This window comes from Bradyrhizobium sp. 138, assembly GCF_023074075.1.
GTDB lineage: Bacteria > Pseudomonadota > Alphaproteobacteria > Rhizobiales > Xanthobacteraceae > Bradyrhizobium.
Genome location: NZ_JADPKT010000095.1, coordinates 33,728 through 59,132, shown reverse-complemented (window position 1 = coordinate 59,132; position 25,405 = coordinate 33,728). Strand labels below are relative to the sequence as shown.

General features: G+C 64.4%; 23 protein-coding genes. 14 read left to right on the top strand and 9 right to left on the bottom strand.

Going from position 1 to position 25,405, the window contains the following annotated elements; genetic code table 11:
• Positions 1-201 precede the first annotated feature (201 nt).
• The 4 genes from IVA79_RS34375 to IVA79_RS34360 all read left to right on the top strand — a co-directional run bounded on the left by IVA79_RS34375 (position 202) and on the right by IVA79_RS34360 (position 3,222).
• Positions 202-1,176 carry a nitronate monooxygenase gene (locus IVA79_RS34375; RefSeq protein WP_247561578.1) on the top strand — a complete coding sequence of 325 codons (975 nt, stop codon included), beginning with the start codon at positions 202-204 and terminating at the stop codon, positions 1,174-1,176.
• Positions 1,177-1,313: 137 nt separating this feature from the next.
• Entirely contained in the window at positions 1,314-1,562 is a 249-nt protein-coding gene (locus tag IVA79_RS34370; RefSeq protein ID WP_247561577.1) for a hypothetical protein, read from the top strand.
• Between the two features lie 137 nt (positions 1,563-1,699).
• The gene (locus IVA79_RS34365; RefSeq protein ID WP_247561576.1) at positions 1,700-2,419 is read left to right on the top strand and encodes a hypothetical protein; all 720 of its coding nucleotides are present in this window, start codon (positions 1,700-1,702) and stop codon (positions 2,417-2,419) included.
• 86 nt (positions 2,420-2,505) lie between these two features.
• On the top strand, positions 2,506-3,222 hold the full coding sequence (locus IVA79_RS34360; protein WP_247561575.1) for a hypothetical protein: 717 nt from the start codon (positions 2,506-2,508) through the stop codon (positions 3,220-3,222).
• A 17-nt stretch (positions 3,223-3,239) separates the two neighbouring features.
• Here IVA79_RS34360 and IVA79_RS34355 read toward each other — a convergent pair whose 3' ends face one another.
• Positions 3,240-4,799, bottom strand: coding sequence for a winged helix-turn-helix domain-containing protein (locus IVA79_RS34355; protein WP_247561574.1), 1,560 nt, complete (start codon positions 4,797-4,799; stop codon positions 3,240-3,242).
• Between the two features lie 444 nt (positions 4,800-5,243).
• Between IVA79_RS34355 and pcaB the strand changes: the two genes are divergently transcribed.
• A complete protein-coding gene (gene pcaB / locus IVA79_RS34350; protein ID WP_247561573.1) occupies positions 5,244-6,605 on the top strand; it encodes a 3-carboxy-cis,cis-muconate cycloisomerase in 1,362 nt (453 codons plus the stop codon).
• A 113-nt stretch (positions 6,606-6,718) separates the two neighbouring features.
• Positions 6,719-7,975: an aminopeptidase gene (locus IVA79_RS34345; protein WP_247561572.1), complete on the top strand. Its 1,257-nt coding sequence runs from the start codon at positions 6,719-6,721 to the stop codon at positions 7,973-7,975.
• A gap of 174 nt (positions 7,976-8,149) precedes the next feature.
• Here the strand turns inward: IVA79_RS34345 and IVA79_RS34340 are convergent, their stop codons facing one another.
• Positions 8,150-8,704, bottom strand: a complete 555-nt coding sequence (locus IVA79_RS34340) for a hypothetical protein (protein ID WP_247561571.1) — start codon at positions 8,702-8,704, stop codon at positions 8,150-8,152.
• Between the two features lie 237 nt (positions 8,705-8,941).
• Here IVA79_RS34340 and IVA79_RS34335 point away from each other — a divergent pair, with 237 nt between their 5' ends.
• Positions 8,942-9,397, top strand: coding sequence for a cupin domain-containing protein (locus tag IVA79_RS34335; RefSeq protein ID WP_247561570.1), 456 nt, complete (start codon positions 8,942-8,944; stop codon positions 9,395-9,397).
• A 74-nt stretch (positions 9,398-9,471) separates the two neighbouring features.
• Here IVA79_RS34335 and IVA79_RS34330 read toward each other — a convergent pair whose 3' ends face one another.
• The 3 genes from IVA79_RS34330 to IVA79_RS34320 form a co-directional block, all read right to left on the bottom strand.
• Positions 9,472-10,524 (bottom strand): amidohydrolase family protein, encoded by a 1,053-nt coding sequence (locus IVA79_RS34330; protein ID WP_247561569.1) that lies wholly within the window; start codon positions 10,522-10,524, stop codon positions 9,472-9,474.
• Between the two features lie 109 nt (positions 10,525-10,633).
• Positions 10,634-11,155 carry a hypothetical protein gene (locus IVA79_RS34325; RefSeq protein ID WP_247561568.1) on the bottom strand — a complete coding sequence of 174 codons (522 nt, stop codon included), beginning with the start codon at positions 11,153-11,155 and terminating at the stop codon, positions 10,634-10,636.
• 64 nt (positions 11,156-11,219) lie between these two features.
• Positions 11,220-12,032, bottom strand: coding sequence for an MBL fold metallo-hydrolase (locus IVA79_RS34320; protein WP_247561567.1), 813 nt, complete (start codon positions 12,030-12,032; stop codon positions 11,220-11,222).
• A 222-nt stretch (positions 12,033-12,254) separates the two neighbouring features.
• Here IVA79_RS34320 and IVA79_RS34315 point away from each other — a divergent pair, with 222 nt between their 5' ends.
• Positions 12,255-13,421 carry an acyltransferase gene (locus tag IVA79_RS34315; protein WP_256465679.1) on the top strand — a complete coding sequence of 389 codons (1,167 nt, stop codon included), beginning with the start codon at positions 12,255-12,257 and terminating at the stop codon, positions 13,419-13,421.
• A 26-nt stretch (positions 13,422-13,447) separates the two neighbouring features.
• On the opposite strand, the gene IVA79_RS34310 is transcribed toward IVA79_RS34315, so the two are convergent.
• Both IVA79_RS34310 and IVA79_RS34305 read right to left on the bottom strand, forming a co-directional pair.
• On the bottom strand, positions 13,448-14,974 hold the full coding sequence (locus IVA79_RS34310) for a permease (RefSeq protein WP_247561564.1): 1,527 nt from the start codon (positions 14,972-14,974) through the stop codon (positions 13,448-13,450).
• Positions 14,971-15,720, bottom strand: coding sequence for an ABC transporter ATP-binding protein (locus tag IVA79_RS34305; RefSeq protein WP_247561694.1), 750 nt, complete (start codon positions 15,718-15,720; stop codon positions 14,971-14,973). Before IVA79_RS34305 ends, IVA79_RS34310 begins: the two co-directional genes overlap by 4 nt.
• Before the next feature lie 273 nt (positions 15,721-15,993).
• On the opposite strand from IVA79_RS34305, the gene IVA79_RS34300 reads away from it, so the two are divergent.
• The 6 genes from IVA79_RS34300 to IVA79_RS34275 all read left to right on the top strand — a co-directional run bounded on the left by IVA79_RS34300 (position 15,994) and on the right by IVA79_RS34275 (position 22,848).
• Positions 15,994-16,869, top strand: coding sequence for a branched-chain amino acid ABC transporter permease (locus IVA79_RS34300; RefSeq protein ID WP_247561563.1), 876 nt, complete (start codon positions 15,994-15,996; stop codon positions 16,867-16,869).
• Between the two features lie 5 nt (positions 16,870-16,874).
• Positions 16,875-18,026, top strand: a complete 1,152-nt coding sequence (locus tag IVA79_RS34295) for a branched-chain amino acid ABC transporter permease (protein ID WP_247561562.1) — start codon at positions 16,875-16,877, stop codon at positions 18,024-18,026.
• The gene (locus IVA79_RS34290) at positions 18,023-18,781 is read left to right on the top strand and encodes an ABC transporter ATP-binding protein (RefSeq protein WP_124159372.1); all 759 of its coding nucleotides are present in this window, start codon (positions 18,023-18,025) and stop codon (positions 18,779-18,781) included. Before IVA79_RS34295 ends, IVA79_RS34290 begins: the two co-directional genes overlap by 4 nt.
• 4 nt (positions 18,782-18,785) lie before the next feature.
• Positions 18,786-19,574: an ABC transporter ATP-binding protein gene (locus IVA79_RS34285; RefSeq protein ID WP_247561693.1), complete on the top strand. Its 789-nt coding sequence runs from the start codon at positions 18,786-18,788 to the stop codon at positions 19,572-19,574.
• Between the two features lie 95 nt (positions 19,575-19,669).
• Positions 19,670-21,508 carry an AMP-dependent synthetase/ligase gene (locus tag IVA79_RS34280; protein ID WP_247561561.1) on the top strand — a complete coding sequence of 613 codons (1,839 nt, stop codon included), beginning with the start codon at positions 19,670-19,672 and terminating at the stop codon, positions 21,506-21,508.
• A gap of 140 nt (positions 21,509-21,648) precedes the next feature.
• On the top strand, positions 21,649-22,848 hold the full coding sequence (locus IVA79_RS34275) for an ABC transporter substrate-binding protein (RefSeq protein WP_247561560.1): 1,200 nt from the start codon (positions 21,649-21,651) through the stop codon (positions 22,846-22,848).
• A 188-nt stretch (positions 22,849-23,036) separates the two neighbouring features.
• Here IVA79_RS34275 and IVA79_RS34270 read toward each other — a convergent pair whose 3' ends face one another.
• On the bottom strand, positions 23,037-24,146 hold the full coding sequence (locus tag IVA79_RS34270) for a lysozyme inhibitor LprI family protein (RefSeq protein WP_247561559.1): 1,110 nt from the start codon (positions 24,144-24,146) through the stop codon (positions 23,037-23,039).
• 175 nt (positions 24,147-24,321) lie between these two features.
• Positions 24,322-25,053, bottom strand: a complete 732-nt coding sequence (locus IVA79_RS34265; RefSeq protein ID WP_247561558.1) for a transglutaminase-like cysteine peptidase — start codon at positions 25,051-25,053, stop codon at positions 24,322-24,324.
• Positions 25,054-25,405 lie beyond the last annotated feature (352 nt).

Sequence of the window (25,405 nt, the reverse complement as noted above, 5' to 3'; positions counted from 1 at the left end):
GTGCGTTGTGGTGTCGAGGCAACAACGACACCGTAGAATCCCGGGTATTTATCCCGCCATCCGGAGCGGATCGGACGTATATTTCTTCGTTATTTTGTCACCGGCTTCGGGCGTGCCAATGTTGCCGATGACGCTGGCACAGGGCTGCGGGAGGAAACGACAAAGCACGCTCGACGAAGCAGGAGTTACAGGGAGATTTGAGTGACGTCCGATCGACTGCAACGCTTTCGCGATCGTCTCGCTCTGCCTTTGATCGCAGCGCCGATGTTTCTGGTGTCGGGCGTCGAGCTCATGATCGCGGCCTGCCGCAACGGGGTGATCGGCAGCTTTCCCACCGCCAATTGCCGCAACGCGGACCAGCTCGATGAATGGCTCACCGCGATCGAGACGCGGCTGCGCCAGCACGAAGATCAAACCGGCCGCAAGGCCGCGCCGCTCTGTCCGAACCTGATCGTGCACCGCTCCAACGCGCGGCTGGAGCAGGATCTCGCCGTGCTGCTGCGGCACAAGCTGGAGGTCGTCATCACGTCGGTCGGCTCGCCCGCGTCCGTGTTGAAGCCGCTGCACGATGCCGGGGCGCTGGTGCTGGCGGACGTCGCTTCCATCCGCCACGCCGAACGCGCGGCGGAAGCAGGTGCCGACGGGCTGGTGCTGCTCACCGCGGGCGCGGGCGGCCAGACCGGCTGGCTCAACCCGTTTGCCTTCGTCCGTGCGGTGCGCGCGTTCTATGACGGCATCATCGTGCTCGCGGGCGGCATCAGCGACGGCCATGCACTGCACGCGGCCGAAGTGCTCGGTTGCGATCTCGCCTATATGGGCACGAAGTTCATCGCGACGCGCGAGAGCATGGCAGACGACCGCCACAAGCGGATGCTGGTCGAGAGCAGCGCCGACGACATCCTGCTCACCACCGCCTTTACGGGCCTGCAGACCAGCATGCTGAGGCCGTCGATCGTGGCTGCCGGGCTTGATCCCGACGATCTGCCGGCGCGCGGCGCGATCGACATCGCTGAGGATATCGACGTCGCCGCGCGCGAAAACCGGCCGAAGCGCTGGCGCGACATCTGGAGCGGTGGGCACTCCACCTCTGCTGTCTCCGATGTGGTCCCGGTCGACGATCTCGTTGCGCGGACAATGGTCGAATATCGAGAGGCGAGAGCACGCCTCTCCCCGTAGAAATGCGGAAGAGCAGAGGGCGCTCGTCCCGATCACAGTTAATCGAACGCTCGCTCGAAATGCCCACTTAACCGCAGATTAACCAACGCCCGCCAAGAATCTCCTCACGGCCGCCAATCAGGACGAGAGGACAGGCGATGGACTTCGATTATCTCAACAGCAAGACGGCGGCATCGCTGGACGAAATCCGCGTTCGCGTCGCGCATGCCCTGGCGCGCCACCCGCTGTGCCGCAACGTCCGCTTCGACATCGTCAGCGTCCCCCGCACCCGCCGGGGCGGCAACTGGACGGTGACGCTGCAATCGGTCGAGCCGCGCGCGGTCTGGGAGGCCTCGGAGATCGTCGCCGACATCCAGGACGCCTACGACCTGGCCGTAGCCGCCTGACTTCCTTGGCCTTTTTACCCAGAATGTCGCGGCAGACATGATGATTGTCGCAACGAAGGCACACTCAAGCCATAATTCGTGCCCTTTTCCCGCGCAACGTTAACAAACTCGTGAAGCGGCTGTTCCCGGAGAGACGATTGTCTAAAGCCATCACCATCGTTGTGCTGACCTGCTTCCTCGTCCTGGGTGCCGCCACCACCGCCATTCTTGGCCGCGACAGCGTGCCCAGCGTCGGCGAAGAGATGATCTCGCAGACGCCTCCGCCCAAGCCGCTCGCGGCCAACCGCGCCGCCAAGGCCGACCGTCTGGTCCCGACCCTGGCCCTGGCTTCGGCCGCATTTGAGCCGGTCCAGGTGTCCGCCGACAAGCTTGCCCAAACCCCGGTGCTGACCGAGCCGTTGCGGCAGGCCTTTGCCGCTGCAACGCCGTCCGATTTCCCGATGCCCAGCGCGTCGAGCGTGTCCGAAGCGCCCGCTGCGGCGGAGATTCCCGCAGTCGAAGTCCCGGCCGCCAAGCCGAAGGTCGTGGCCAAGCCGCAGCCGCAGAAAAACTATTCACTGCTGTCCGACGCACAGATCGCGGGGATCAGGGATCGTCTGAAGCTGTCGTCGTCGCAGGAATATTATTGGCCCTCGGTCGAGACCGCGCTCCGCAACGTCGTGCGCAAGATCTCGGCTAACAGGCTCTCCAATCCGAACGCGCCACCTAGCGCGCAGATCGATCCGAATTGCGACGAGGTCCAGCAGTTGAAGTCGGCAGCAATGCCGCTGCTGTTCCAGCTGCGTGACGATCAGAAAGAAGAAGTGCGCAAGCTCGCCCGCCTGATCGGGCTTGAGAAGGTCGCGCAGCAGATCTGACGCGCAAGTTCCTTCGGGAACTGCTGCCGCATCAGGAACATCCGGCAATCAACGCGCGTTGCTCGCCCCAAAGAGGGAGTGGATCAATGCGCGCCTCGACAGCCTATTTCGTCGGTGCCGGTACCATTGTCGCGGCCATTGCCATCGGTCTCGGCGGCGGGATCGTTGCCGGCAACATCATGAATCCGGTCACGTCCAAGCAGGGGCCGGATACCAGCAAGATGGCGCAGCGCGCCGAATCCGCCGGCGCGCCTGCGGCGACAAATGCGCCCTCGGCAAACGGGGCTTCGGAACGCGTCAATTATCTCACGGGCTCGCAAGCCTTCGGCGCGATCATGGCCGCGCCGGCGCAGGCCGAAGCACAGCCTGAAGCCGCAAAGCCTGACACGCAGCCCACCCAGGCGAACGCCGAACCGCCGGCATCGCCACCGTCGCAGGCGGCCGCGGTCGAGCCGCCCAAGGAGCAGTCCAAGCCGACCGTCGCATCGGCCCCGAAAATCGCAAAACCCACCGAGCAGCAGGCTTCGGTTGATCCGGCTACTTCACCTGACAACGCCTATGCCAAGGCGAAGGATTCCGACGTGAAGCGCGCGGCGTCCGAACGGCGCCGGATCGAGCGGCGCGAGCGTTGGGCTGAGCGTCGCTATTACAATGAGGGCCGAGAGCCGCGCGGCTGGCGCGACCGCACCGATTGGGACGACGTCGCGCGAAACATCCGCGAGGATTCCGATGCGCGCGATTACGCCGGCCGGCCGCGCGGCGGCTTCCCGCAGATCAGGCTGTTCGGGCCCGACGACGATTAGCGCTCAGCGCGCCGCTGTCATTTCAGTCCCGCGCGCCGCAATCCTTCGAGATAATGTGCGCGATCCTCGTCCCGCAGCATCGGCAGCTCGCGCGTGATCCAGGCCAGCGAGACCGCGGGCTGAGCGCGGCGCAGGCCGTCGAGGGCGGAAGCTGCGAGCGCCGGATCTCCTGACATCCCGGCGGCGGCCGTCAGCACGCGGTGCGCGCCGACGAAATCGCCGCGTTGCCGCATCGACTCCCGCGCCATCTGCACGGCTCCCTCGTAATCGCGGCCGACAAACCGGGCATAGGCCGCAACCCCGCAATAGATCGCCGCGAGCGGGTCGCGCGGGCTGAGCCGCAGCGCGCGGCGCGCAGCGGCATCGCCATCCTGCCATCGCCCGGCGTAGCACAGCGTCACGCCGTAGAAGGCGTGCGCCATTGCAAAATTTGGATTGAGCTGCAGCGCCAGTTCGAACTCCGCCAGCGCGTCGTCGAAGCGGCGGCGGAACAGATAGGTGTAGGCGAGGCCGTGATGGGCCCAGGCGTCCTCGCGATCGGCCTCCACCGCCGCGAGCGCCGCGCGCTCGGCGATCGGCACCGTCGCTTCCATGTCGGCCCAGCCCATATGCGCGCCGAAGATATGACTGGTCGCGAGCAGGCCCAGTGCTTTGCCATAGGCGGGATCGATCGCGACGGCCTTTTCGAGCAGCCCTTGCGCGGTTTCATTATCCTCGCGCGTGCTGCGCCAATGATGCGACAAGGCGCGCATCACGAGGTCCCAGGCGTCGAGACTCCCCGGCGGCTTCTGCTGGGCGCGAAAACTTTCGGCGGCATAGAGCTGCGGCTCGATCGCGGCGACGATCGCCTCGGTGATTTCGTCCTGCACGGCGAATATGTCGGCGAGCTCGCGATCGTAGCGCTCAGCCCAGAGATGGCTGCCGGTCGAGACATCGTTGAGCTGGGCCGAGATGCGCACGCGATCGCCGCTCCGCCGCACGCTGCCTTCGACCACGTAGCGTACCCCGAGCTCGCGCGCGACCTCGCTGATGTGCACGGCGCGGCCCTTGTAGACGAACGAGGAGTTCCGCGCGACGACGAAGAACCAGCGCAGCTTCGACAGCGCGGTGATGATGTCCTCGCTGATGCCGTCGGAGAAATAATCCTGCTCGGCCTCGCCGCTCATATTGGTGAAGGGCAGCACGGCGATCGCGGGCCGCTCCGGAAGCGTGAGTGCAGCGCGCGGCACCCATGCGGTGCGGCCGTGCTCCGGTGCGCCCGCGCCGCCCTTGGCCTCGACATCGCCGACGAAGCGAAACCCCTTGCGGGCGATGGTACGGATCAGCGCCTGGCTCGCGCCACTGTCGCCGATCGCCTTGCGCGCGGCGTTGATCCGGCTGGTCAGGGTGGATTCGGAGACGCTGCGCCCGTGCCAGATCTTGTCGATCAGCTCGTCCTTGCTGACCACCCGGTCGCGGTTCTGCATGAGGTGGACGACCAGATCGAAAACCTGTGGCTCCACGGCAACGGGAACCTGCTCGCGGCTCAGTTCGCGCAGGTCGGTGTCGAGAAGGTGGTCCCTGAACAGAAACTGCACGTCGAAAACTCAGGTTTCGTTACGAAATCGGGCAGGCAAAAATGACAAAAATGAAATTTGGGACGAAAACTGTGAGTCTGCCGAAGGGCGTGCTTGGTTCATCGCTCCCGGAAGATGGCTGTCATGCCGTTCTCGGAGGGGAATACAACTGCGGCCAGAATGTTACGGCTCGCCCATCGAACGCCGTCATCCTGGGCCTCGGAGCGCAGCGGAGGCCTCGAAGGATGGACGGCCCGGCTGCATCGCGGCCGCTCATCCTTCGAGGCTCTCCATGGGACGCGTTGCGTCCCACGCCTCGCACCTCAAGGATGACGGAGCAACAGGGGGGAGGGGCCGTCGCAATGCCGCCGCGCGGCAGATGTGGCGAACGTCAATGTCCTTTGCCGGACTGCGCCGACTGCGTAAGCTGTCGCACACACAAACACCAACCACGAAGAAGCGCTCATGCCTGCCTTTTCCGCGTCCACCACCGTGCTCGATTCCATGTTGTTCCGCGACGCCTTCGGCACGCCCGAGATGCGAGAGGTGTTCTCCGACGTTGCGCTGGTGGCGCGCTATGTCGAGGTCGAGGTGGCGCTGGCGCAGGCGGAGGCGAAGTGTGGCGTCATCCCGCAGCAGGCGGCCGAGGCGATCGCGGCGCGGACCGACGTCGCCGCGCTCGATTTCGAGCTGCTCAGGCAGGAGACCGACGTCGTCGGCTATCCGATCCTGCCGCTGGTGCATCAGATGGTGAAGCAGTGCGGCGAGGCCGGCCGCTACGTGCACTGGGGCGCGACCACGCAGGACATCATGGACACGGCCGTGGTGCTGCAGCTCCGTGCCGCGCTGGAGATCGTCGCGCGCGACATCGACGAGCTTCGCGGCATCCTGGCGAGCCTCTCCAAACGCTATCGCGACACGCCGATGGCGGGCCGCACGCACCTCCAGCAGGCGCTGCCGGTGACCTTCGGCTACAAGACCGCGATCTGGCTTGCCATGTTCGACCGCCATGCCGAGCGGCTGGCGCAGCTGAAGCCGCGCGTCCTGGTCGGCCAGTTCGCCGGAGCCGCCGGTACGCTGGCCTCGCTCGGCGACAAGGGGTTCGAGGTGCAGGAGGCACTCTGCGCTGAGCTGAAGCTCGGCGTTCCCGCCTCGACCTGGCACGTCGCGCGCGACGGCTTTGCCGAGGCCGTGAACTTCCTCGCGCTCGTCACCGGCTCGCTCGGCAAGATCGCGCTCGACATCATGATCATGGCCTCGACCGAGTTCGCCGAGGTCTATGAACCCTTCGTCAAGGGACGCGGCGCCTCCTCGACCATGCCGCAGAAGCGCAACCCGATCTCGTCGGAACTGATGCTGGCGGCCTCCAAGGCGGTGCGCCAGCACGCCGGCCTGATGCTCGACGCCATGGTGCAGGATTTCGAGCGCGCCACGGGTCCCTGGCACGCCGAATGGATGGCGATCCCCGAAAGCTTCGTGTTGACCGCCGGCGCGCTCCACCAGGCGAAGTTTGCACTCGCAGGTCTCATCGTCGATGAGGCGAAGATGAACGACAATCTCGCCATCAGCCGCGGCCTGATCGTGGCCGAAGCGGTCATGATGGGGCTCGCGCCGCAGCTCGGCCGGCAAGAGGCCCATGACGTGGTCTATGACGCCTGCCGTCAGGCCAATGACGAGGGAATCAGCCTGGCCGATGCGCTGTCCGCGGACGCGCGGATCACGAGCCGCATCGATCGCGCCACAATCGAGGCGCTCACTTCACCGAAAAATTACCTCGGGCTCGCGCCTGCCATGGTTGACCGGGTACTGAAATCGGCAACGCGTTGAAAACCAATATGCGTGAAACTGCGTATCTTCTCGGTGTCGCAAGGTGCTCGCGCACTTGCGCCTCGCGGTGCTAGACTTAGATTGAACGAGAGACTTTCGGCAGAGGGACCCGCATGACTGATCACTGCAATTCCACCGCTCCCATCGATCCCGCGAAGCTCGACCGGCTGGCCGAGGTGGCGGTGAAGGTGGGCCTGGGCTTGCGGCCGGGACAGGATCTGCTTCTGACGGCGCCCGCGATCGCGCTGCCGCTGGTGCGGCGGATCGCCCTGCATGCCTACAAGGCCGGCGCCGGTATCGTGACGCCTATACTTTCGGACGAGGAGATGACGTTGGCGCGCTACCGCCACGGCCACGACAATAGTTTCGATCGTGCCGCCGGCTGGCTCTATGAGGGCATGGCCAAGGCGTTCTCGGACAACACCGCGCGGCTCGCCATCGTCGGCGACAATCCGATGCTGCTGTCGGGCGAGGATCCTTCCAAGGTGGCGCGCGCCAGCAAGGCCAATTCGATGGCCTATCAGCCCGCCCTGGAAAAGATCGTCAATTTCGACACCAACTGGAATATCATCGCCTATCCGAGCCCGTCCTGGGCCAGGCAGGTCTTCCCAGATGATCCCGAGGACGTCGCGATCGGCAAGCTCGCGGATGCGATCTTCGCGGCGTCCCGCGTCGACCGCGAGGACGCGATGGACAATTGGGCGAGCCACAATGCGGTGCTGCGCGAGCGTACCAATTGGCTGAACGGCCAGCGTTTCCGCGCGCTGCAATATTCGGGGCCGGGCACCGACCTCACCATCGGCCTTGCCGACGGCCACGAATGGGAGGGCGGCGCCTCGCTCTCCAAGAACGGCATCAGCTGCAACGCCAACATCCCGACCGAAGAGGTGTTCACCACGCCGCACTGCCGCCGGGTCTACGGCCATGTCGTGAGCTCGAAACCGCTGTCCTACCAGGGTACGCTGATCGACAACATCGCCGTGCGCTTCGAGGACGGCAAGATCGTGGACGCAAAAGCCTCGCGCGGTGCGGAGGTGCTGAACAAGGTGCTCGACACCGACGAGGGCGCCCGCCGCCTCGGCGAAGTGGCGCTGGTGCCGCATTCCTCGCCGATCTCGCAGAGCGGGCTGTTGTTCTACAACACGCTGTTCGACGAGAACGCAGCGTCTCATATCGCGCTCGGCCAGTGCTATTCGAAATGCTTCGTCAACGGCGCGCAGCTCACGGCACAGCAGATCGCAGCGCAAGGCGGCAACCAGAGCTTGATCCATATCGACTGGATGATCGGTTCGGCCGAGACCGATATCGACGGCATTTTGCCCGACGGCAGCAAGGTGCCGGTGTTCCGCAAGGGTGAGTGGGCGAAGTAAGGCTTCCCTGCAGCCATCCTTCGAGACGCCCGCCACTGGCGGGCTCCTCAGGATGAGGACGGAGTGCGCGGCAGTCGCTTCAGCGGGCATCAATGTCGATTAGCCTCATCCTGAGGAGACCGCGAAGCGGTCGTCTCGAAGGACGAGGCGCGCGCTCGATCTCTGTCGAACGACTCACGCCGCCGCGTTGCGCAGCATTGGATTGTTGTCGATGCTGAAACGGTTGAACAGGGTCGTGAACGGGCTGCCGTCGGTGGCCCGCACGATGGCGTCGGAAGCGGCGATGGCTTCGTAGAGCGCGCCGACGGGGTCGTCCGCCTCGCCAAGGTCGAGGCTCTTGCGGATCTCCTCGCGGGCCTCGTTGATCTCGTCCTCATCCTCGAGCGTCGCCTCGAGTGCGTCCGCCGCGCGCCGCATTTCCTGAAGGTCGCCGCCGCCGGAAAATTTGAGGATGTCGAGCCAATAGGGACGGGCGACGACGAGCTGGACGAACGCTTCGAACGTGCCAGCGATAATTCCCGCGCGGCCTTCCGATGAGACGTAGAGCACATTCTGCGACGGCAGCAGTACGAACGCGCCGCCGGAAGCGTCACTGCCGATCTGCTGGGGGTTTCCGATGCCGTCGATGGTGAACCAGGGCTCCGCGTCCGGCGCGAAGGAGACTTCGAGGTCGATGAGCCGGGCGACGACTGCGCGATCGGCTGTCACAACCTCGGGCGTGAGGGGCATCGGCGTGGCTCCGTTTTGGTGCTTCCGCGCACTTTGTCGCACCCCGGAAAGGTTGGGTTCATGTGCACGAATTTGCAGGGAAATCGCCCCGTTAACCGCTTTGCGCCTGCAACTTCCGGCTGATTCTCGAGGCCTGCGTAAGAAAGAATTAAAAACCGATGACTAGCGTTCCCGACATCGTTCGAAACAATCCGGGCCGAGGCCCGGCCATATTTATTATATCGCCTGGGGAAGAAGATGTCGCGCGCATTGATTGAAATTGGTAGTTGCAATGTCGACCTCGAGCTGCGGCCGATCGAGCCGTCCTGGATCATCGAGGGTAACCCTGTATCGCGCTCGCGCGTGCTGTCCACCAGCGCCGACGGCACCGCCCAGACCATCATCTGGCAGTGCACCGAAGGCCGCTTCAACTGGTACTACGATATCGACGAGACGATCATGATCATGGAAGGATCGATCGTGCTCGAAAGCGAAGGCATGCCGCCGAAGCGCTACGGCCCCGGCGATGTCATTTTCTTCCGCGACGGCGCGCATGCCAAATGGCATGTCGAGGGCCACGTCAAGAAGATCGCCTTCTGCCGCAAGACCAATCCCGTGATGATCGGCTTCCTGATCCGCGTCGTCAACAAGCTCAAGAAGGTACTCGCTTTCGGCGGCGAGCGCCGTCCGGCCTCGCTGATGGGTGCCGGCTAGTCTCTATTCAAGGACGCTTCCCAGCCGTCACGACGGAAGAGGGGTCGGGGTCAACATCCCGGCCCCTCTTGTCGTCATGATGGCAGCTCGAGCCGGTAGACATCGATTGCGGTCTGCGAGAACAGCGCCGTCTTCTCGGCCTCGCTCAGCGACGCAGCGATGCGCTTGAAGGCGTTGAAGATCACCTGATAGCTGCACTGGCCTTTGTCCGGCGGGAAATTGCTCTCGAACATCGCGCGTCTCGGGCCGAACGCCTCGATGCAGGTTTCGACATAGGGCCGCCAGGCCGCGGCAAGCTCCTCGGATGACGGCGGCCGATCGCGCAGATGGAAGTCGTAGCCGAGCAGGCACATTGCGAGTCCGCCGAGCTTGACCACGACGTTCTCGCATGTCGCGATCTCCCGGATCGAGGTGCGCCACTGCGCAAACACCTCCTCGCGCCGCCCTGCAAAGCGTCCGACGCCGGCCGGCCCGCCGCAATGGTCGAGCACGATCCTGGTGTCGGGGAAGGCGCGCGCCAGTTCGGTGAGCTCGCCGATCTGCGGATGAAACAGCCAGGCATCGAAGCTGAGCTTCAATGGTGCAAGGCAGGCAAATCCCTTGCGGAAGGTCGGGTCCTGCAACAGTCCCTTCGGCCTGTTCGCATACATGCCGGCGACGACGGGGTCCTCGTCCCAGGCCGAGGAATGCCGGATGCCGCGGAAGCGGCCGTTGCCGGCGGCGATCTCGGCTTCCAACGCCCCCTTCGCGGCGTCGCCGAGCAACAGATTGGCGTGGCTGACGATGCCGGCGCAGATCGCGGCTTTGCCGTAAGCACCGCTCGCGCTCATCGCGGCGACGCCATTGGCGAACTCGACTTCGCCGACGGGCCGGAATGCTTCGGGCCCATGCGCCCGGTACATCGAACGGCAATCGACATAGACGGTGGCGATGATGTTGTGACCGGAAGCGATGTCGGCGGCCATCTCCTCGATCAGATAGCGGTGTCCGCGATTCCAGAGATGGTGATGGGGATCGACGATCGGCCGCGAGGGATCGATGATCTCCTCCTGGTGAAGCGCAAGCCAGTCCTCGCGCGGCTCGACGAACAGCCCGCTCGTATTGGCGGGCGCACCGCTTGCAGCCATCGTCGTTCGCTCCCTTCATCTTCTTGTGCCGGGAACTTAGCACCTCATCTCTTTATGCAGCAGCGCGCGCTGCGCAACCGTACCCGTCATCGCGAGCGCGGCGATATCGTCAGCCCTTCCGCCGCCTTGCTCGCACCTCGACCACCAGCCGCCAGTCCGCTGCCGCGGCCGGCCTGACCTCCCCACGCCAAAGGAATGAGTAGCTGGTGATCTCCGTAAAGCTCCAGCGCGTCTGCTCACCGGCTTCGGTCGTGCCTTCCTGCACGATATCCTCACCGCGCGGACGGCCGATCTGCTGGCGGAAGACGCTGCGGCCGGGATCGAACCAGGAAATCCGCCACGCATCGATGGTCGGATCGTAAACGCGCAGCGTCGTGCCGTACCAATTGCCGGCGATCGGAAAGGCCGGCGCGCCCGCAGTCCGGGGAATGATCCAGACGTCCTGGACGGCGCGGCCCTCCAGCACCCAGCCAAAATGGATCTCGCCGGGCGCGATGTGCGTCGCTCCATTGGATCCATGGGCGGTGATCTCGGCATCCCAATCGCCGACGAAGCGGCCGTAAAGCTGCAGCGCCGCCGCATGCTCGGGGTTTGGTCCGTCCGCGTGCAACAATCTCGCGAAGTCTGTCATATCGAACTCCTGTTGCGAGGAGATCAGCACGACCGGCCGAGGCCGGCTTGGAAAAAATTGCGCCTCAGACCCCGTCGAGGATGATCACGATCGGCTTCGAGGGCAGCGCATCCCGCGACATCCGGAACGAACGCTCAGTGCGCCGGTCGATCTCGAACTGCTGGCCGATCCGGCGCATGAAGTCGTCGAGCGGGGTGGCGAAGCGGTGCATCGGCAGCACCACGGAGGCGCGCAGGCGCTTGGTGATTTCGGAGACGCCGTCCAGCGACATGGTGTAGGTGCCGTCGATCGGCACCATCACGATATCGAGCCGTCCGATCTGGGCGAAATGGCTGTCGTCGAGCTTGTGATGGAGATGGCCGAGATGGCCGATGCAGAGGCCCGCGACCTCGAAGATGAAGATCGAATTGCCATCGCGGATCATGTCGGCGCCGGAATCGTCGCCGAAATAGCGGCGGATGTCGGTCGTGACATTGCGGACGAAGGTGTCGCGGATACGCTCCGACACGATCGCCGGTTTGCCGTCCTCGCCCCAGCCATGCAGCACGTGGGGAATGCGCCTGTCAGGGAATAAGGTGTAGTGCGTGCTGTGGGCGCGGTTCATGGTGGCGACGTCGGGTAGCCGGCCGACTTGGTAGGCGCCGCTATAATCGGTGGCGATACGCAGGCCCGCCGGCGTGTCGATGTAGTAGGTGGAATGGCCGGCATAAGTGATCTCGACCTCGGCGGAGCCAGCGGCCTGCCGGAATGCGACCGGCATGGCTCGCGGCGCGGCATTGGCCATCGCCAGGCACTCGCTGCGCTGCGGCTGCTGGGCGAGAGCAGGTGCGAAGGATACGCTGAACAGCGCCAGAGTCGCCGAAACCAGTCGCCACATGCATCCGTCCCCGATGTGTCAGGGGAAAGTCTAACGTGCAATGCTGTGCGTCGCCAATGGGCTGCGATCAACAGCGCGTCAGTGTCGCACCCTCACTCCCGCCGCGGCCGAACTTTCAGCCCAGCCGACTTGCGGAACGGGGGCGCCCTCGGGCCGCGACCACGTTAAGCATAGAGTCAGCCTCGGCTTGTTCCGGTGCCTGGTCTTGCCTACCCCTGTTCAATGGACGCGGCTGCAAATATCACCCGATATCATGCGCTCGACAGCTGGCGTGGCATTTGTGCCTGCATGGTCGCGCTGTTCCACTTCGACGTGATCAGCCATCTGTCCTTCCTGCCGCTCACCAGGAATGGCTACCTGTTCGTCGATTTCTTCTTCGTGCTGAGCGGCTTTGTCATCGCGTCGAACTATCGCTCGCGTCTGGCGGAGGGATTCGGCACCGGCCGTTTCCTCGTCCTGCGGCTTGGACGAATCTACCCGCTGCATCTCGTGACGTTGCTGCTGTTCATTCCCATCGACGCTGCGAAGGACGGTGTTGGCCCGAACCTCCTGCAAGCCATCGTCACCAACGCTGTTCTGCTACAGGGACTCGGCGTCAATCCGCAGAACTGGCTGAACTTCGCGAGCTGGAGCATCAGCGCTGAATTCGCCGCCTATGTGATCTTCGCCGTCGTGGTAAGTCGGATCGGGCCGACGATCTGGCCCTGGCTGCTCCCGATCATTGCCGGGCCGGTCGTACTCGCCACCATCAGTCCGGATGGGATGAATGCGACTTACGACTATGGCATCGTGCGTTGCCTGTATGGTTTCGCGCTTGGCGTTCTCTCCTTCGATCTCCGTGAGCGCTTTCCGGCGCTGCGCGCACGCCTCGTGCCGTCCGGCGAGACATTGCTGGAGACGGCGAGTGTCATGCTCGTTGTGGGTTATGTTTCCGTGGCCGGCAGCAGTGTCACCCTGCAGGTCGCCTCGCCATTGGTGTTTACGCTGGTCGTTCTGGTGTTTGCGCGTGAAGCCGGCGCCGTCAGTCGCCGGCTGACGGTGCCGTTCATGCTCGTGATCGGGACGCTGACCTATTCGATCTATATGCTGCATCCGCTCGTCAGGGCAGTGGTGCGGGCGATCCTCATGGTCGTCGAGCGCCTCGGGCATACGGACCTGTTCGTCTCTTACGCGTTGAGCTCGGGCCATGAGCCGACGAAAGTGGTCTCCATCAACGGATCGCTGTGGCTTGGCGATCTCCTGCAGATTGCGATGCTGCTCTTGACCGTCCTGCTGTCGGTTGCAACGTATCGTCTAGTTGAAGAGCCCGGGCGCAACTGGGTCAGGCGCCTGATGGATCGGCGGAACGTCGCCGCGGTACGCCGCGCACAGCCGGCTTTCGACACCTGACTTCCGCAGCTCTTCGAGCATGCGCCTCATTCCCGCCGTGGGCTGAACTTCCAGGTGATCGCAACGAGGCTCGCGGTGATCAGGCCGCTGATGAGGCCCGCGATCGGGAGCGCAAGCAGCAGCGCTGCCGTCGCGGCCCAGCCGATCGAGGAGAAGGCTTCGGCGAAGGTCGCGAGCCGCGACGAGGTCTGGCGGCGGCGGAATTGGCTGCGCCGTGCCTGCACCCGGAACCAGAGCTGGATCGCGGTTGCGGAAGCCGCGCTGATGATGATTGCGCCGGCACTGATCGCGGCCTGGTAAAGCGAGGCGAAAGCGAGTGCCGCGACCAGCGGGCAGAAGATGACGGCGATCGCGATCAGCACCACCTCGATCTTGGCGCGGGTGACGCTGGACGGCGTCAGCGGTGCGGTTGCGACGAGGTCAGGGGCGTCCTCGCCCGAGATCGTCAGCCAGGCAAGCCCTCCGGCAAGCTGTCCGGCCGCCATCACGATGACGGGCGTGATCAGCGTGAGCGCCGCGGCGCTGTCGGCAAAATTGCGCCAGAGCAGCAGCGCCGGCGGCACCAGATAGAGCAGCTGCATTAGGGTCTGCGAGATCAGCCATGGATCGCGCCAGAGCAGCGAGAATTCCTTGCGCCGCAGCGCGTGCTGCCGCGACCCGCCGCGGAACGGGCGCTCCTTGGCGCGCTTGTTGCCAGAGGTGCCGTAGGCTGCGGCATCGATCGCCGTGTCGGCAAAGCGATGCGAGAAGATCGCCATGACGCTTCCAAGCAGCATCAAAGCGAGCGCCAGGAGCAGCACCAGCGCTTCGCTGTCGCCCATCACCGCCCGCGCCGGCCACCACCAGATGCTGTCGACATCGGGGGCATGAGCGGCCAGGCTGCCCGAGGTCAGGATGGTGAAGCGCGACAGCGTGCCGTAGGACATGATCGCGGCGACCTGGAGCGCGATCACGAAGCCGGCCCCGATGATCGCGGCGAGAATCTGGGCAATGAGGCGCGTCCGCGCCGGGCCGATCAGACGAAACAGCAGGATGGTGACGGCGATCGCGATCGCTGCGGCCGACAGGCCCATGGCGACGACCACTCCGAATGCCGCGAGCCAGCGCGCGCCGCCGCCGATCACGAGTACGTCGATGAAGGGCGTCGAGAACAGCAGCGCCATCGCGGTGACGGTCAGCGCGATCGCGGCGATGCGGACCGAGAACAGATTGGCCAGCCGCGCCGGCGAGGACATGATCAGGTCGAGATCGGCGCGGGCGTAGAACACCCGCGTCACCGATTCGATGGCCTGCGACAGCATCAGGGTCCAGGCGAGAAACATCGTCGCCGAGATCACGATCAGCGAGGATTTGTCGAGCGGGAGTTGCAGATCGGCGAAGCGGCCGATCACCGCCCAGGCCGGCAGGTGCAGCAGCGCGGCGAAGCAGACGAGACCGATGACAGCGGCGCGCGTCCGCTTGCGCCGTCCGCCGGTCATCATGGCGAGCCATTCGCGCCAGGCGAGCCGCAGCTCGTGGCGGGCAAACCAGGACAGCGCGCTCGCCGAGCTCATGCGGCTTCCGGAAGCGTCACCAGCGCGATGAAGAGATCCTCCAGGCTGGTGTCGGCATGGCCGTTCTGCTGGCGCAGCTCGGTCAGCGTGCCCTGGGCGACGAGGCGGCCCGAGGCGATCACGCCGATGCGGTCGGCCATCCGTTCGGCCACTTCGAGAATATGCGTGGTCATGATGACGGTGCAACCGGTGCGGACACGCTCGCTGAGCAGGCCCTTCACATGGCGGGCGGAGACGGCATCGAGCCCGGTCAGCGGCTCGTCGAGGATGATGAGGCGGGGATCGTGCACCAGCGCGCCGGCCAGTGCCACCTTCTGGCGCATGCCCCTGGAAAAGCCCTCGCAGCGCTCGTGCCGGTGCGGCGCGAGGCCGAGCGAGCCGAGCAGCTCCTGCGCGACCGGCTCCGAGACCGACGGCGCGATGCCCCAGAGGCCGGCAACGAATTCGAGATATTCGAGCGGGGTCAGCTTGTCGTAGATCATTGGCTCGTCGGACACCCACGCCATCACCTGTTTGGCGGCGACGGGATTCTGGAGCGCATCGATGCCGAAGATCGAGACCGCGCCGGCATCGGGTCTCAGCAGGCCCGCAACCATGCGCAAAGTCGTGGTCTTGCCGGCGCCGTTGGGGCCAACCAGCGCATAGAATTCGCCGGCGTGGATGGTGAGATCGAGGCCGTCGACCGCCAGGCGGTCAAAACGCTTCGTTAACCCCATCACTTCCAGCGCCGAGCTGTCCGGCTTCATGACGGCCATACCATCCGGTTTTGCATCGCCCGCGACCATGACCCGAAGATGTTTCGGCACGGTGAATCGCATCGCCGCAATTTCCGTCATCCGGATTGGACTAAAGGGAAGCCCCCCAAAAGTCGCCGTTTGTTGACAGCGCTTTGCGGTTCAGGCTGAATTGACACCGGACAAATGGCGCTAACGCGGCGAATCGACTGCGTAGCGACTGGACACAAGATGCGGCAAGGCGGTCGGAAAGAGCCGCCAGTTGTATCGGAAGGACGCGCGTCGATGCTGGATTTCGTTCAGCAGCTGGTCAGCGGTGTTGCGCTCGGCTGCGTTTACGGCCTGATCGCGCTCGGCTTCGTGCTCGTTTACAAGGCAACCGAGGTCGTCAATTTTGCCCAGGGCGATCTGATGATGCTCGGCGGCTTCTTCGCCTTCACCTTCATCGGCATGATGGGCCTGAACTACTGGATCGGCTTTGCCGGTGCGGTGGCCGCGATGGCGCTGTTCGGCATGCTGGCGGAGCGCGTGGTGGTGCGGCCGATCCTCGGCTATCCGCAATTCTCCATCATCATGGCGACGATCGGGCTCGGCTATTTCCTGCGCTCGATCGCCGGCATGATCTGGGGCACCGACGATCTGAAGATCGAGACTCCGTTCAGCCAGGGCGTGCTGCGGATGGGGTCGCTGGTGCTCGCCTACGACAAGCTGTCGGTGATCGCGGCGACGATGATCCTGTGCACGCTGCTCTATCTCTTCTTCAACAAGACCACGCTCGGCACGGCGATGCGCGCGAGTTCCGAGAACATGCTCGCCGCCTACTACATGGGCATCCCTGTCAAGCGCGTGGTGTCGATCGTCTGGGCGATCAGCGCGGCGGTCGCGACCTGCGCCGGCGTGCTGCTGGCGCCGATCACCTTCATCCATTCCAATGTCGGCCTCGTGCTTGGCCTCAAGGCATTTCCCGCCGCGGTGCTCGGCGGCTTCGGCTCGATCCCGGGGGCGGTGGTCGGCGGCGTCCTGATCGGCGTGATCGAGAGCATGGCAGGCTTCTACCTGCCCGAAGGCTGGAAGGATGTCGCGCCGTACCTCGTGTTGCTCGCCGTGCTGCTCTTGAAGCCTGAAGGCCTGTTCGGCCATCACGTCCGCAAGAAAGTCTGAACGCCATGCGCTTCCTGTTCAAGACCGCCTATGAGGACGACATCAAGCTGTTCCCGCATTCGGGCTATGTGGTCTCGTACGGCATCCTGCTCGCGCTGCTGTTGATCGCGCCCTTCGTGCTCTCCAGCTATTTGATGAGTCAGCTCGTCTTCGTCTGCATCTATGCGACCGTCGGCGTGGCGCTTTTGATCCTGACCGGCTTTACCGGCCAGGCCTCGCTCGGACATGCGGCGTTCCTCGCCATCGGCGCCTACACGGCAGCCTATTTGCAGAAATACAACGTGCCGTTCCCGGTCTATTTCCTCGCCGCCGGCGCGTTGTCGGGCTTGATCGGAGCGATGGTCGGCTTTCCCGCCCTGCGCCTGACCGGCATCTACCTCGTCATCGCCACCATCTCGTTTGCCCTGATCGTCGAGGAGATCCTGGCGCGCTGGGAAAGTGTCACCCACGGCAACGAGGGCATGCGGGTCAAGGCGCTGTCGCTGCTCGGCGTCCCTGTGCCGCGCGACAGCCCCACTTTCTATTTTCTCTGCCTCGCCGTGCTGGTGCTGACCATCGTCGGCACGCTGAATCTGTTGCGCTCGCCGACAGGACGCGCCTTCGTCGCGATCCGCGATTCCGAGACGGCGGCGCGCAGCATGGGCGTCAATGTCGCACTCTACAAGGTCAAGTCCTTTGCGATCTCGGCAGCGATCACCGGCTTTGCCGGCGTGCTGTTCGCCCACAAGCTCTCCTTCATCTCGCCGGAGATGTTCACGCTGCAGCTCTCGATCGAGTTCATCATCGTGATCCTGATCGGCGGCACCTTCAGTCTGCACGGCGCGGTGCTGGGGGCAATCTTCATCGTGATGATTGATCCGTTCCTGACCTATCTGAAGGACGACATGCCCGGCATGATCGCCGGAATCGCCGCGACGTTCGGCGCCGGCCCGGCGACGGCAGGAAACATCCAGTCGAAGGTCGCAGCCTTCGCCTCGCTCAACGGCCTGAAGGGCGCGATCTACGGCATCATCATCGTGCTGTTTGTGTTGTTCGAGCCGCTCGGGCTCTACGGCCGCTGGCTGAAGATCAAGCTCTTCTTCCAGCTGTTCCCGCTCTACAAGCGCGCCACCTTCAAGCGGCAGAAGATCTACGTGAAGTCGGAGCGGAACCGATGAGCTATTTCCGCGCCGAGAACCTGTCGCTGCATTTCGGGGGACTCAAGGCCGTCGATGCGGTGTCCTTCGCGGTCGAGAAGGGCGAGATCCTGTCGATCATCGGGCCGAACGGCGCCGGCAAGAGCTCGATTTTCAACCTGATCTCGCGCATCTACCGGCCGACCTCGGGCCGCATCTTCTTCGAGGACCAGGACATCACGGAGGAGCCGCCTTACGACATCGCAAAGCTCGGCATCGCACGAACCTTCCAGAACATCGAGCTGTTCGAGAATGCGACCGTGCTCTCCAACCTCCTGGTCGGCCGCCACCGGCACTCGACCACGCAGCTCTGGCAGGAGCTGCTGTTCCTGCCGAGCGTGCGCGCCAACGAGAAGGTGCATCGCCGCAGGGTCGAGCAGGTCATCGAATTCCTCGATCTCGAACCCTATCGCGACAAGCTGATCTCCGGCCTGCCTTACGGCGTCCGCAAGGTGATCGAGCTCGCCCGCGCGCTGTGCTCGGAGCCGAAGCTGATCCTGCTCGACGAGCCGTCAAGCGGCCTCAATGTCGAGGAGACCGACGACATGTCGTTCTGGATCCGCGACCTGAAGAACGAGCTCGGCGTCACCGTGCTGATGGTCGAGCACGACATGTCGCTGGTCAACCGCGTCTCCGACCGCGTCATCGCGCTGAATTACGGCCGGGTGCTCGCGATGGGCTCGCCGGCCGAGGTGCAGCAGCACCCCGATGTCGTCGCTGCGTATCTGGGAGCCTGAGGCGATGGATGCGACCGCGACACCCGAGACCATCCTGAAGCTCTCCAACATCGAGAGCTATTACGGGCCGATCATGGCGATCCGCGGCATCTCGCTGGAAGTGCCGCGCGGCCGCATCGTCACGCTGCTGGGGGCCAACGGTGCCGGCAAGACCACGGTGCTGAAGACCATCTCCGGCATTCTCGATCCGCAGAAGGGCTCGATCGAATTTTTGGGCAAGCCGATCCAGCGCATGGAGGCCGACCGGATCGTGCGGCTCGGCCTCAGCCACGTGCCCGAGGGACGCGAAGTCTTCCCGTTCCTGTCGGTGCGCGAGAATCTTATGATGGGCGCCTATCCGCGCAAGGACCGCGGCGGCGTCGCCGAAGATCTGGAGCGGGTTTATGGCTATTTCCCGCGCCTGAGGGAGCGCATCAACCAGCCGGCCGGCCAGCTCTCCGGCGGCGAGCAGCAGATGCTGGCGATCGGGCGCGCCCTGATGAACCGGCCGACGCTGCTCCTGCTCGACGAGCCCTCGCTTGGCCTGTCGCCGCTGCTGGTGAAGGAGATCTTCACCATCATCCGCCGCGTCAACGAGGAGCAGGGCATGTCGATCCTGCTGGTCGAGCAGAACGCCAAGGTGGCGCTGGAGACCGCGCATTACGGCTATGTGCTGGAGATCGGCCGGATCGTGATGAACGACAGCTGCGACCGTTTGATGCATTCGAAGGACATCCAGGAGTTCTACCTTGGCGCCAAGGAAGCGGGCGCGCGGGGCGAGCGGCGCTGGAAAAAGAAGAAGACGTGGCGGTGAGGACAAGCTGGCAGTAAGATGAGATTGCCCATCCGCAAGCAAAGACCGCCGGCAAGGCAGGCAGCGGAGGGGAAGGCGGCAAGGAGGAGACGTGCATGGCCCGACCGGCGGTGCTGACGGTCGCTGATACGATCGCAAAGAGCTTTTTGCGCGCCGCCGAAACGCGGGGTGAGCGGCCGGCGATCCGCGAGAAGAAATTCGGGATCTGGCAGCCGACGAGCTGGCGCGAGTGGCTGGAAATTTCGAAGGAAATTGCCTACGCGCTTCGCGCCTCCGGCTTCATGCCCGGCGACGTCGCCTCCATCATCGCCAACGCCGTGCCCGAATGGGTCCATGCCGACATGGGCATCCTGTGCGCCGGCGGCGTCGCCTCGGGCATTTATCCGACCGATGCGTCGTCCCAGGTCGAATATCTCGTCAACGATTCCGGAACGAAAGTGATCTTCGCCGAGGACGAGGAGCAGCTCGACAAGATCCTCGCCTGCCGCATCCGTTGTCCCTCCTTGCAGAAGATCGTCGTGTTCGACATGGAGGGCCTCAGCGGCTTCTCCGACGATATGGTGATGTCGCTCGACGAGTTTCGCGCGCTCGGCCGCAATCACATGGTCGGCCGCGAAGCGCTGTGGCAGGAGATGATCGACAGCCGCAGCGCCGGCGATCTCGCGATCCTCGTTTATACGTCCGGTACCACCGGTCCGCCCAAGGGCGCGATGCACGCCCACCGCAGCGTCACGCACCAGATGCGGCACGCCAACGACTTCATCCCGGCGCGAGAGGACGACGAGCGGCTGATCTTCCTGCCGCTCTGCCACGTCGCCGAACGCATCGGCGGCTACTACATCTCGGTCGCGCTCGGATCGGTGATGAATTTCGCCGAAAGCCCGGAGACCGTGCCGGACAATTTGCGCGAGGTGCAGCCGACCGTTTTCCTCGCGGTGCCGCGCATCTGGGAGAAATTCTATTCCGCCATCACCATCGCGCTGAAGGATGCGACGCCGCTGCAGCAATGGGTCTATCGCCGCGCCATCGAGATCGGCTACCGCATGGTCGATCACAGGCTCGAGGGCAGGGCGCCGCCACTGCCGCTGCGGCTGGCAAGGCGCATCGCCTACCGGGTCGCCTTTCGCAACATCCGCCGCATGATCGGGCTCGACCGTTGCCGCATCGCCTTCACCGGCGCCGCGCCGATCGCGCCGGAACTGATCCGCTGGTATCTCGCGCTCGGCATCGACATGCACGAGCTCTACGGCCAGACCGAGAATTGCGGCGTCGCCACCATGATGCCGGCGGAGCGGATCAAGCTAGGTTCGGTCGGCACCGCCGTGCCCTGGGGCGAGGTCGCGCTATCGCCCGACGGCGAGATCCTGATCAAGGGCGACTTCCTGTTCATGGGCTATTTGAACCAGCCGGAGAAGACCGCCGAGACCATCGATTCCCGCGGCTGGCTGCACACCGGCGACGTCGGCACCATCGACAATGAGGGCTTCGTTCGGATCACCGACCGGATGAAGGACATCATCATCACCTCCGGCGGCAAGAACATCACGCCGTCCGAGATCGAGAACCAGCTCAAATTCTCGCCCTACATCTCGGACGCCGTGGTGATCGGCGACAAGCGGCCGTACCTGACCTGCCTCGTGATGATCGACCAGGAGAATGTCGAGAAGTTCGCCCAGGACCACGACATCCCCTTCACCAATTATGCGAGCCTGTGCCGGGCGACGGAGATTCAGGACCTGATCTGGCGCGAGATCGAGCAGGTCAACGTCAATTTTGCCCGCGTCGAGACCATCAAGAAGTTCTACCTGATCGAGCGCCAGCTCACGCCGGAAGACGAAGAGCTGACCCCGACCATGAAGCTGAAGCGCGGTTTCGTGAACAAGCGCTACGCCGCCGAGATTGAAGCGATGTATCGCCAGCGCGCCGTGGCGTGACGCATGCGCATGCCCCGGAAAAGTGGGAACCGGTTTTCCGAGAAAGGGCATGCGCAAGAAAGAAAAGCACGTTTGGGAAAGCGAAGGAGCGATGGCCCCCGCCCTCCGCGTAACACGGGCCTTTAGGAGAGGAGACGTCAATGTCGAAATCGTTCAGCGCATTCGGCCTTGCTGTGGGTGCCGTGGCGCTCACCTGTCTGCCGGCTGCGGCGCAGACCAAGGTCACCAACGAAGGCATCTCGGCCACCGAGATCGTGCTCGGCACCCATCAGGACTTGTCGGGCCCGATCAAGGGCTGGGGCGTGCCGGTCTCCAACGGCATGAAGATGGCGGTGGAGGAGGTCAATGCGGCGGGCGGCGTCAACGGCCGCAAGATCCGCCTGGTCGTCGAGGACAGCGGCTACGATCCGAAGAAGGCCGTTCTGGCCTCGCAAAAACTGATCGAACGCGACAAGATCTTCGCAATGGTGGGACCGATGGGGTCGCCGACCGTGCTCGCCGCGCAGGACATCCTGCTCGATGCCGGCGTGCTTCAGCTGTTTCCGCTGACGGCGGCCGAGTTCACCTTCAAGTTCGATCCGGCCAAGCCGCAGGAGCGCTTGAAGTTCAACAACCTCCTGCCCTATGTCGAGAGCACGCGCGCAGCGCTCAAATACATGATTGAGGCAAAGAACTTCAAGAAGCCGTGCATCATGCATCAGGACGACGAGTACGGAAAAAACGTGCTCGATGGTTTTAACCAGCAGCTCACCGCCATGAAGCTGCAGCCGGCGTCGATCACGAGCTATAAGCGCGGCGCCTCCGACTTCTCGGCGCAGGTCGCCAAGATGAAGTCCGACGGCTGCGACCTCGTCGTGCTCGGCGCCGTCCTCCGTGAGCCTATCGGCACCATGACCGAGGCCAAGAAGCTTGGCTGGGAGGTCACCTTCCTCGGTGCCACGCCCGTTAACGTGCTCGAAGTGCCGGCGCTCGGCAAGGACGTGGTGGAAGGCTTGTATGCCGCTTCGAACTTCGAAATTCCTTACGAAGACACCGCGAAGGGAAAGGTGAAGGACTGGCTCGTCAATTATAAGAAGATGTTCAACGCCGACGCCAACACCCAGGCGATCATCGGCTACAATGCGGTGATGACATTCGCGCACTATGCCAACAAGGCTGGCAAGGATCTCACTGGCCAGAAGATGCTCGACGCGCTCGAGTCCGGCGACAAGTTCCAGGATATCTTCAGTTCGCCGCCGACCGTGTTCTCGAAGACCAACCATCTCGCCACGACCGTCACCCAGGTGCAGCAGGTGAAGAACGGCCGCTGGGTGCTGGTGAAGGACAATCTGATGTTTTGATGCTTCTTCGCCTCTCCCCGCGTGCGGGCCGCGTGCGGGGAGAGGCCGGATTTGCGGGAGCAAATTCCGGGTGAGGGGGAGTCTTCGCGAGTCCCTCCCTCACCGGAAGCAGCCCTCATCCCCGACCCTCTCAACGCGAGCGAAGCTCGTCGCGGCCCCGTAAGAACGGGAGAGGGAGACCGCACCGCCTACGACCCGCCGCTCGCCGTCCCTGAGTTCACCGGTGCCAATTCGTCCTCGCGGCAACGCCAGCCGTCGGCAGCCTTGACGAAAGCGAATGTCCGCTGGATCCGCAGGCGGCGCGTCACGTTGAAGGCTTCGGCCGAGCGCGCCTGGTTGGCGGCGCTTTGCGGGCGACCCGTCCTGGCGTCCCAGCACGTGCCAGTGCAGCTCGAGGCGACCTTGCTGCACATGTTGAAAGGCGCCAGCACCACCATCTCGATCTCGCCCGTGACCTGCGCCTCCTGCTCGGTCACCTGACTGTCGAGCGCGTAGACGCGGTTGATGCGGAGGAAGTTGCCGCAGGAATTGGCCGCATGGATGCGCGCCGCGCAGAAGTCGACCGCGTCGGTGTCGGGGATGCGGGCCGCGACCTGCCGGCCGAACACCTTCTTGGGATCGCCCTTCGCTGCGCGGATCTCGTCGGTCTTGCGCTTCAAATGCTCGGCGAGACAGTCCTCCGCGGTTTCGAGCTCCTGCAGCGGCACGTTCTCCTTGCCGATCAGACTGCATTTGCGATCGCGCTCGCGGGTCCATCTGCCATATTCGGCGAAGGCAAAGCGCGCGGCGGTCGGGTCCAGCTTGCCGATCAGGCCGAGCACCTGGCCGTTGAGCTCGGTTTCGGCCAGCGCCAGCGACGGGTCCGCACAGATCAGCGCGCCCGCTGCGGAATTGGCTGCGAGGCAGTCGAAATCAGGATCGCGCACGATCGCGGCGCGCTCCTCGGTCACCTTGAGCAGGCAGGCCTTCACCCGATCGAACTCGTCGGTGCGGATCGCGGTCTGGCCGACGATGCCGCAGCTGAGATTGCGCTGACGGACCCACATCGCATTTTCCTCGATCGCGGGCAGGCGATCCGGCAGGCGGGCGAGCCGCCCCTCGATCGCCGCGCTCAGCTTCTCCGCGGCGGCGGCGAGCGTAGGGTCACCGCAGAACAATTGATTGCCGGGGTCGCGAATCTGCTGGCAGTTGTTTTTGGCGAACAGCGGCAGCCTGTCGGCGATGGAGCGGTCGGATTGCGCGAACGCGGGTGCGGCGAGCGCCAGCAGAGCAAGCCCAGACAGCACGATGAATCGCATTCCAGTCGCCCCCGCATAGCTGTCGCCATGCTAGCGGTTCGGTTCGCGGGGTGGAATGGGTTTGTGGTGGGTGGCCCGTAGCCCGGATGGAGCGCAAGCGTAATCCGGGATTCGTGCAACGGCGGCACCGTCCCGGATTGCGCTGCGCTCCATCCGGGCTACGAGGCCGCTACAATCAGCGTGCCTCGGCGGCGACCATCGAGAACCGAGCGGGTTCGTCGACATATTTCAACACCGCCGACTGGTAGAGTGTGAACAGCGGTTGGTAGCTCCGCGCAGCGTCGTCCTCGACCATCGCCATGCGGCGGTTGTCGAGCATCAGCCAGTGCCCATCGAGCTTTGCTGCGGCGACCGCATGCGCTTCGCTGGCCCTGACGTCGCGAACCACGACGATGCGGAGATCCTCTGGCGGAATGCCGGCCAGCCGCAGCGCGGCCAGCTTGGCGATGGCGTAGTCCTCGCAATCGCCGGCGCCGCGCGCGAAGGTCGCAAGCGGCGAGCTCCAGACGTCGTCAGTGCCGTCGTCGGCGGCGCGGATGGCGAGGTTGATGGCACGGTTGGCCTCGCCGAGCCGGGCGCGGCCGTCGCGGGTGCGGGCCTGGTCGACGATGGCGAGCAGCCTCAGGGCCGCAGGCGATGCGCAATTGTCCCGGTCGCCGTCGCACAGCGCAAGCTGAACCATGTCGTCATCGAGCCTGTCCTTCAGCGCCAGCCATTTCTGCCGCAGGTTGCCGGCGGAGATGGCGAAGGCGAACACGCCAAACGGCTCGGCGGATTTGCGCACGAGGACGCCGGCGCCCGGCGACAGCAGCGTGCCGGCGCGAAGCTCGGCGGCCGATCCGAGCAGGATCAATCCGCACAGGACAAGGATTGCGCGCCAGGCGCGCGAGCGAGCAGCCGTCTCCATCTGACATCCCCTTCCCGGGCTTCGCCAGGTCCCCCTCGACCTCGACGCGCCGGGCTTTGTTGCTTTCGGGGAGATAGTGCGAGACGGGCCGTTTTGTTCTGCTTAACGCGCCCGGCAGGGGGTTCCCAAAAGCGGGAACAGGCTGAAACGGGCCTGCCCAAATTGCGTAAAATTTTACGATTCGGAGGCAAGGAGGTGTCCTGGTGCCGCGAAAGGGAGCCAATGCAGGCACAAGTTGTAGAACAACCGAATCTGCGCCCTATGGCTAACGCACCCCTATTTCATGGGGGTTCTGTTAGTTAGGTCACAGATTTAACTCCGTATTTGCCGCAGGATGCTGCGGGGCCCCGCG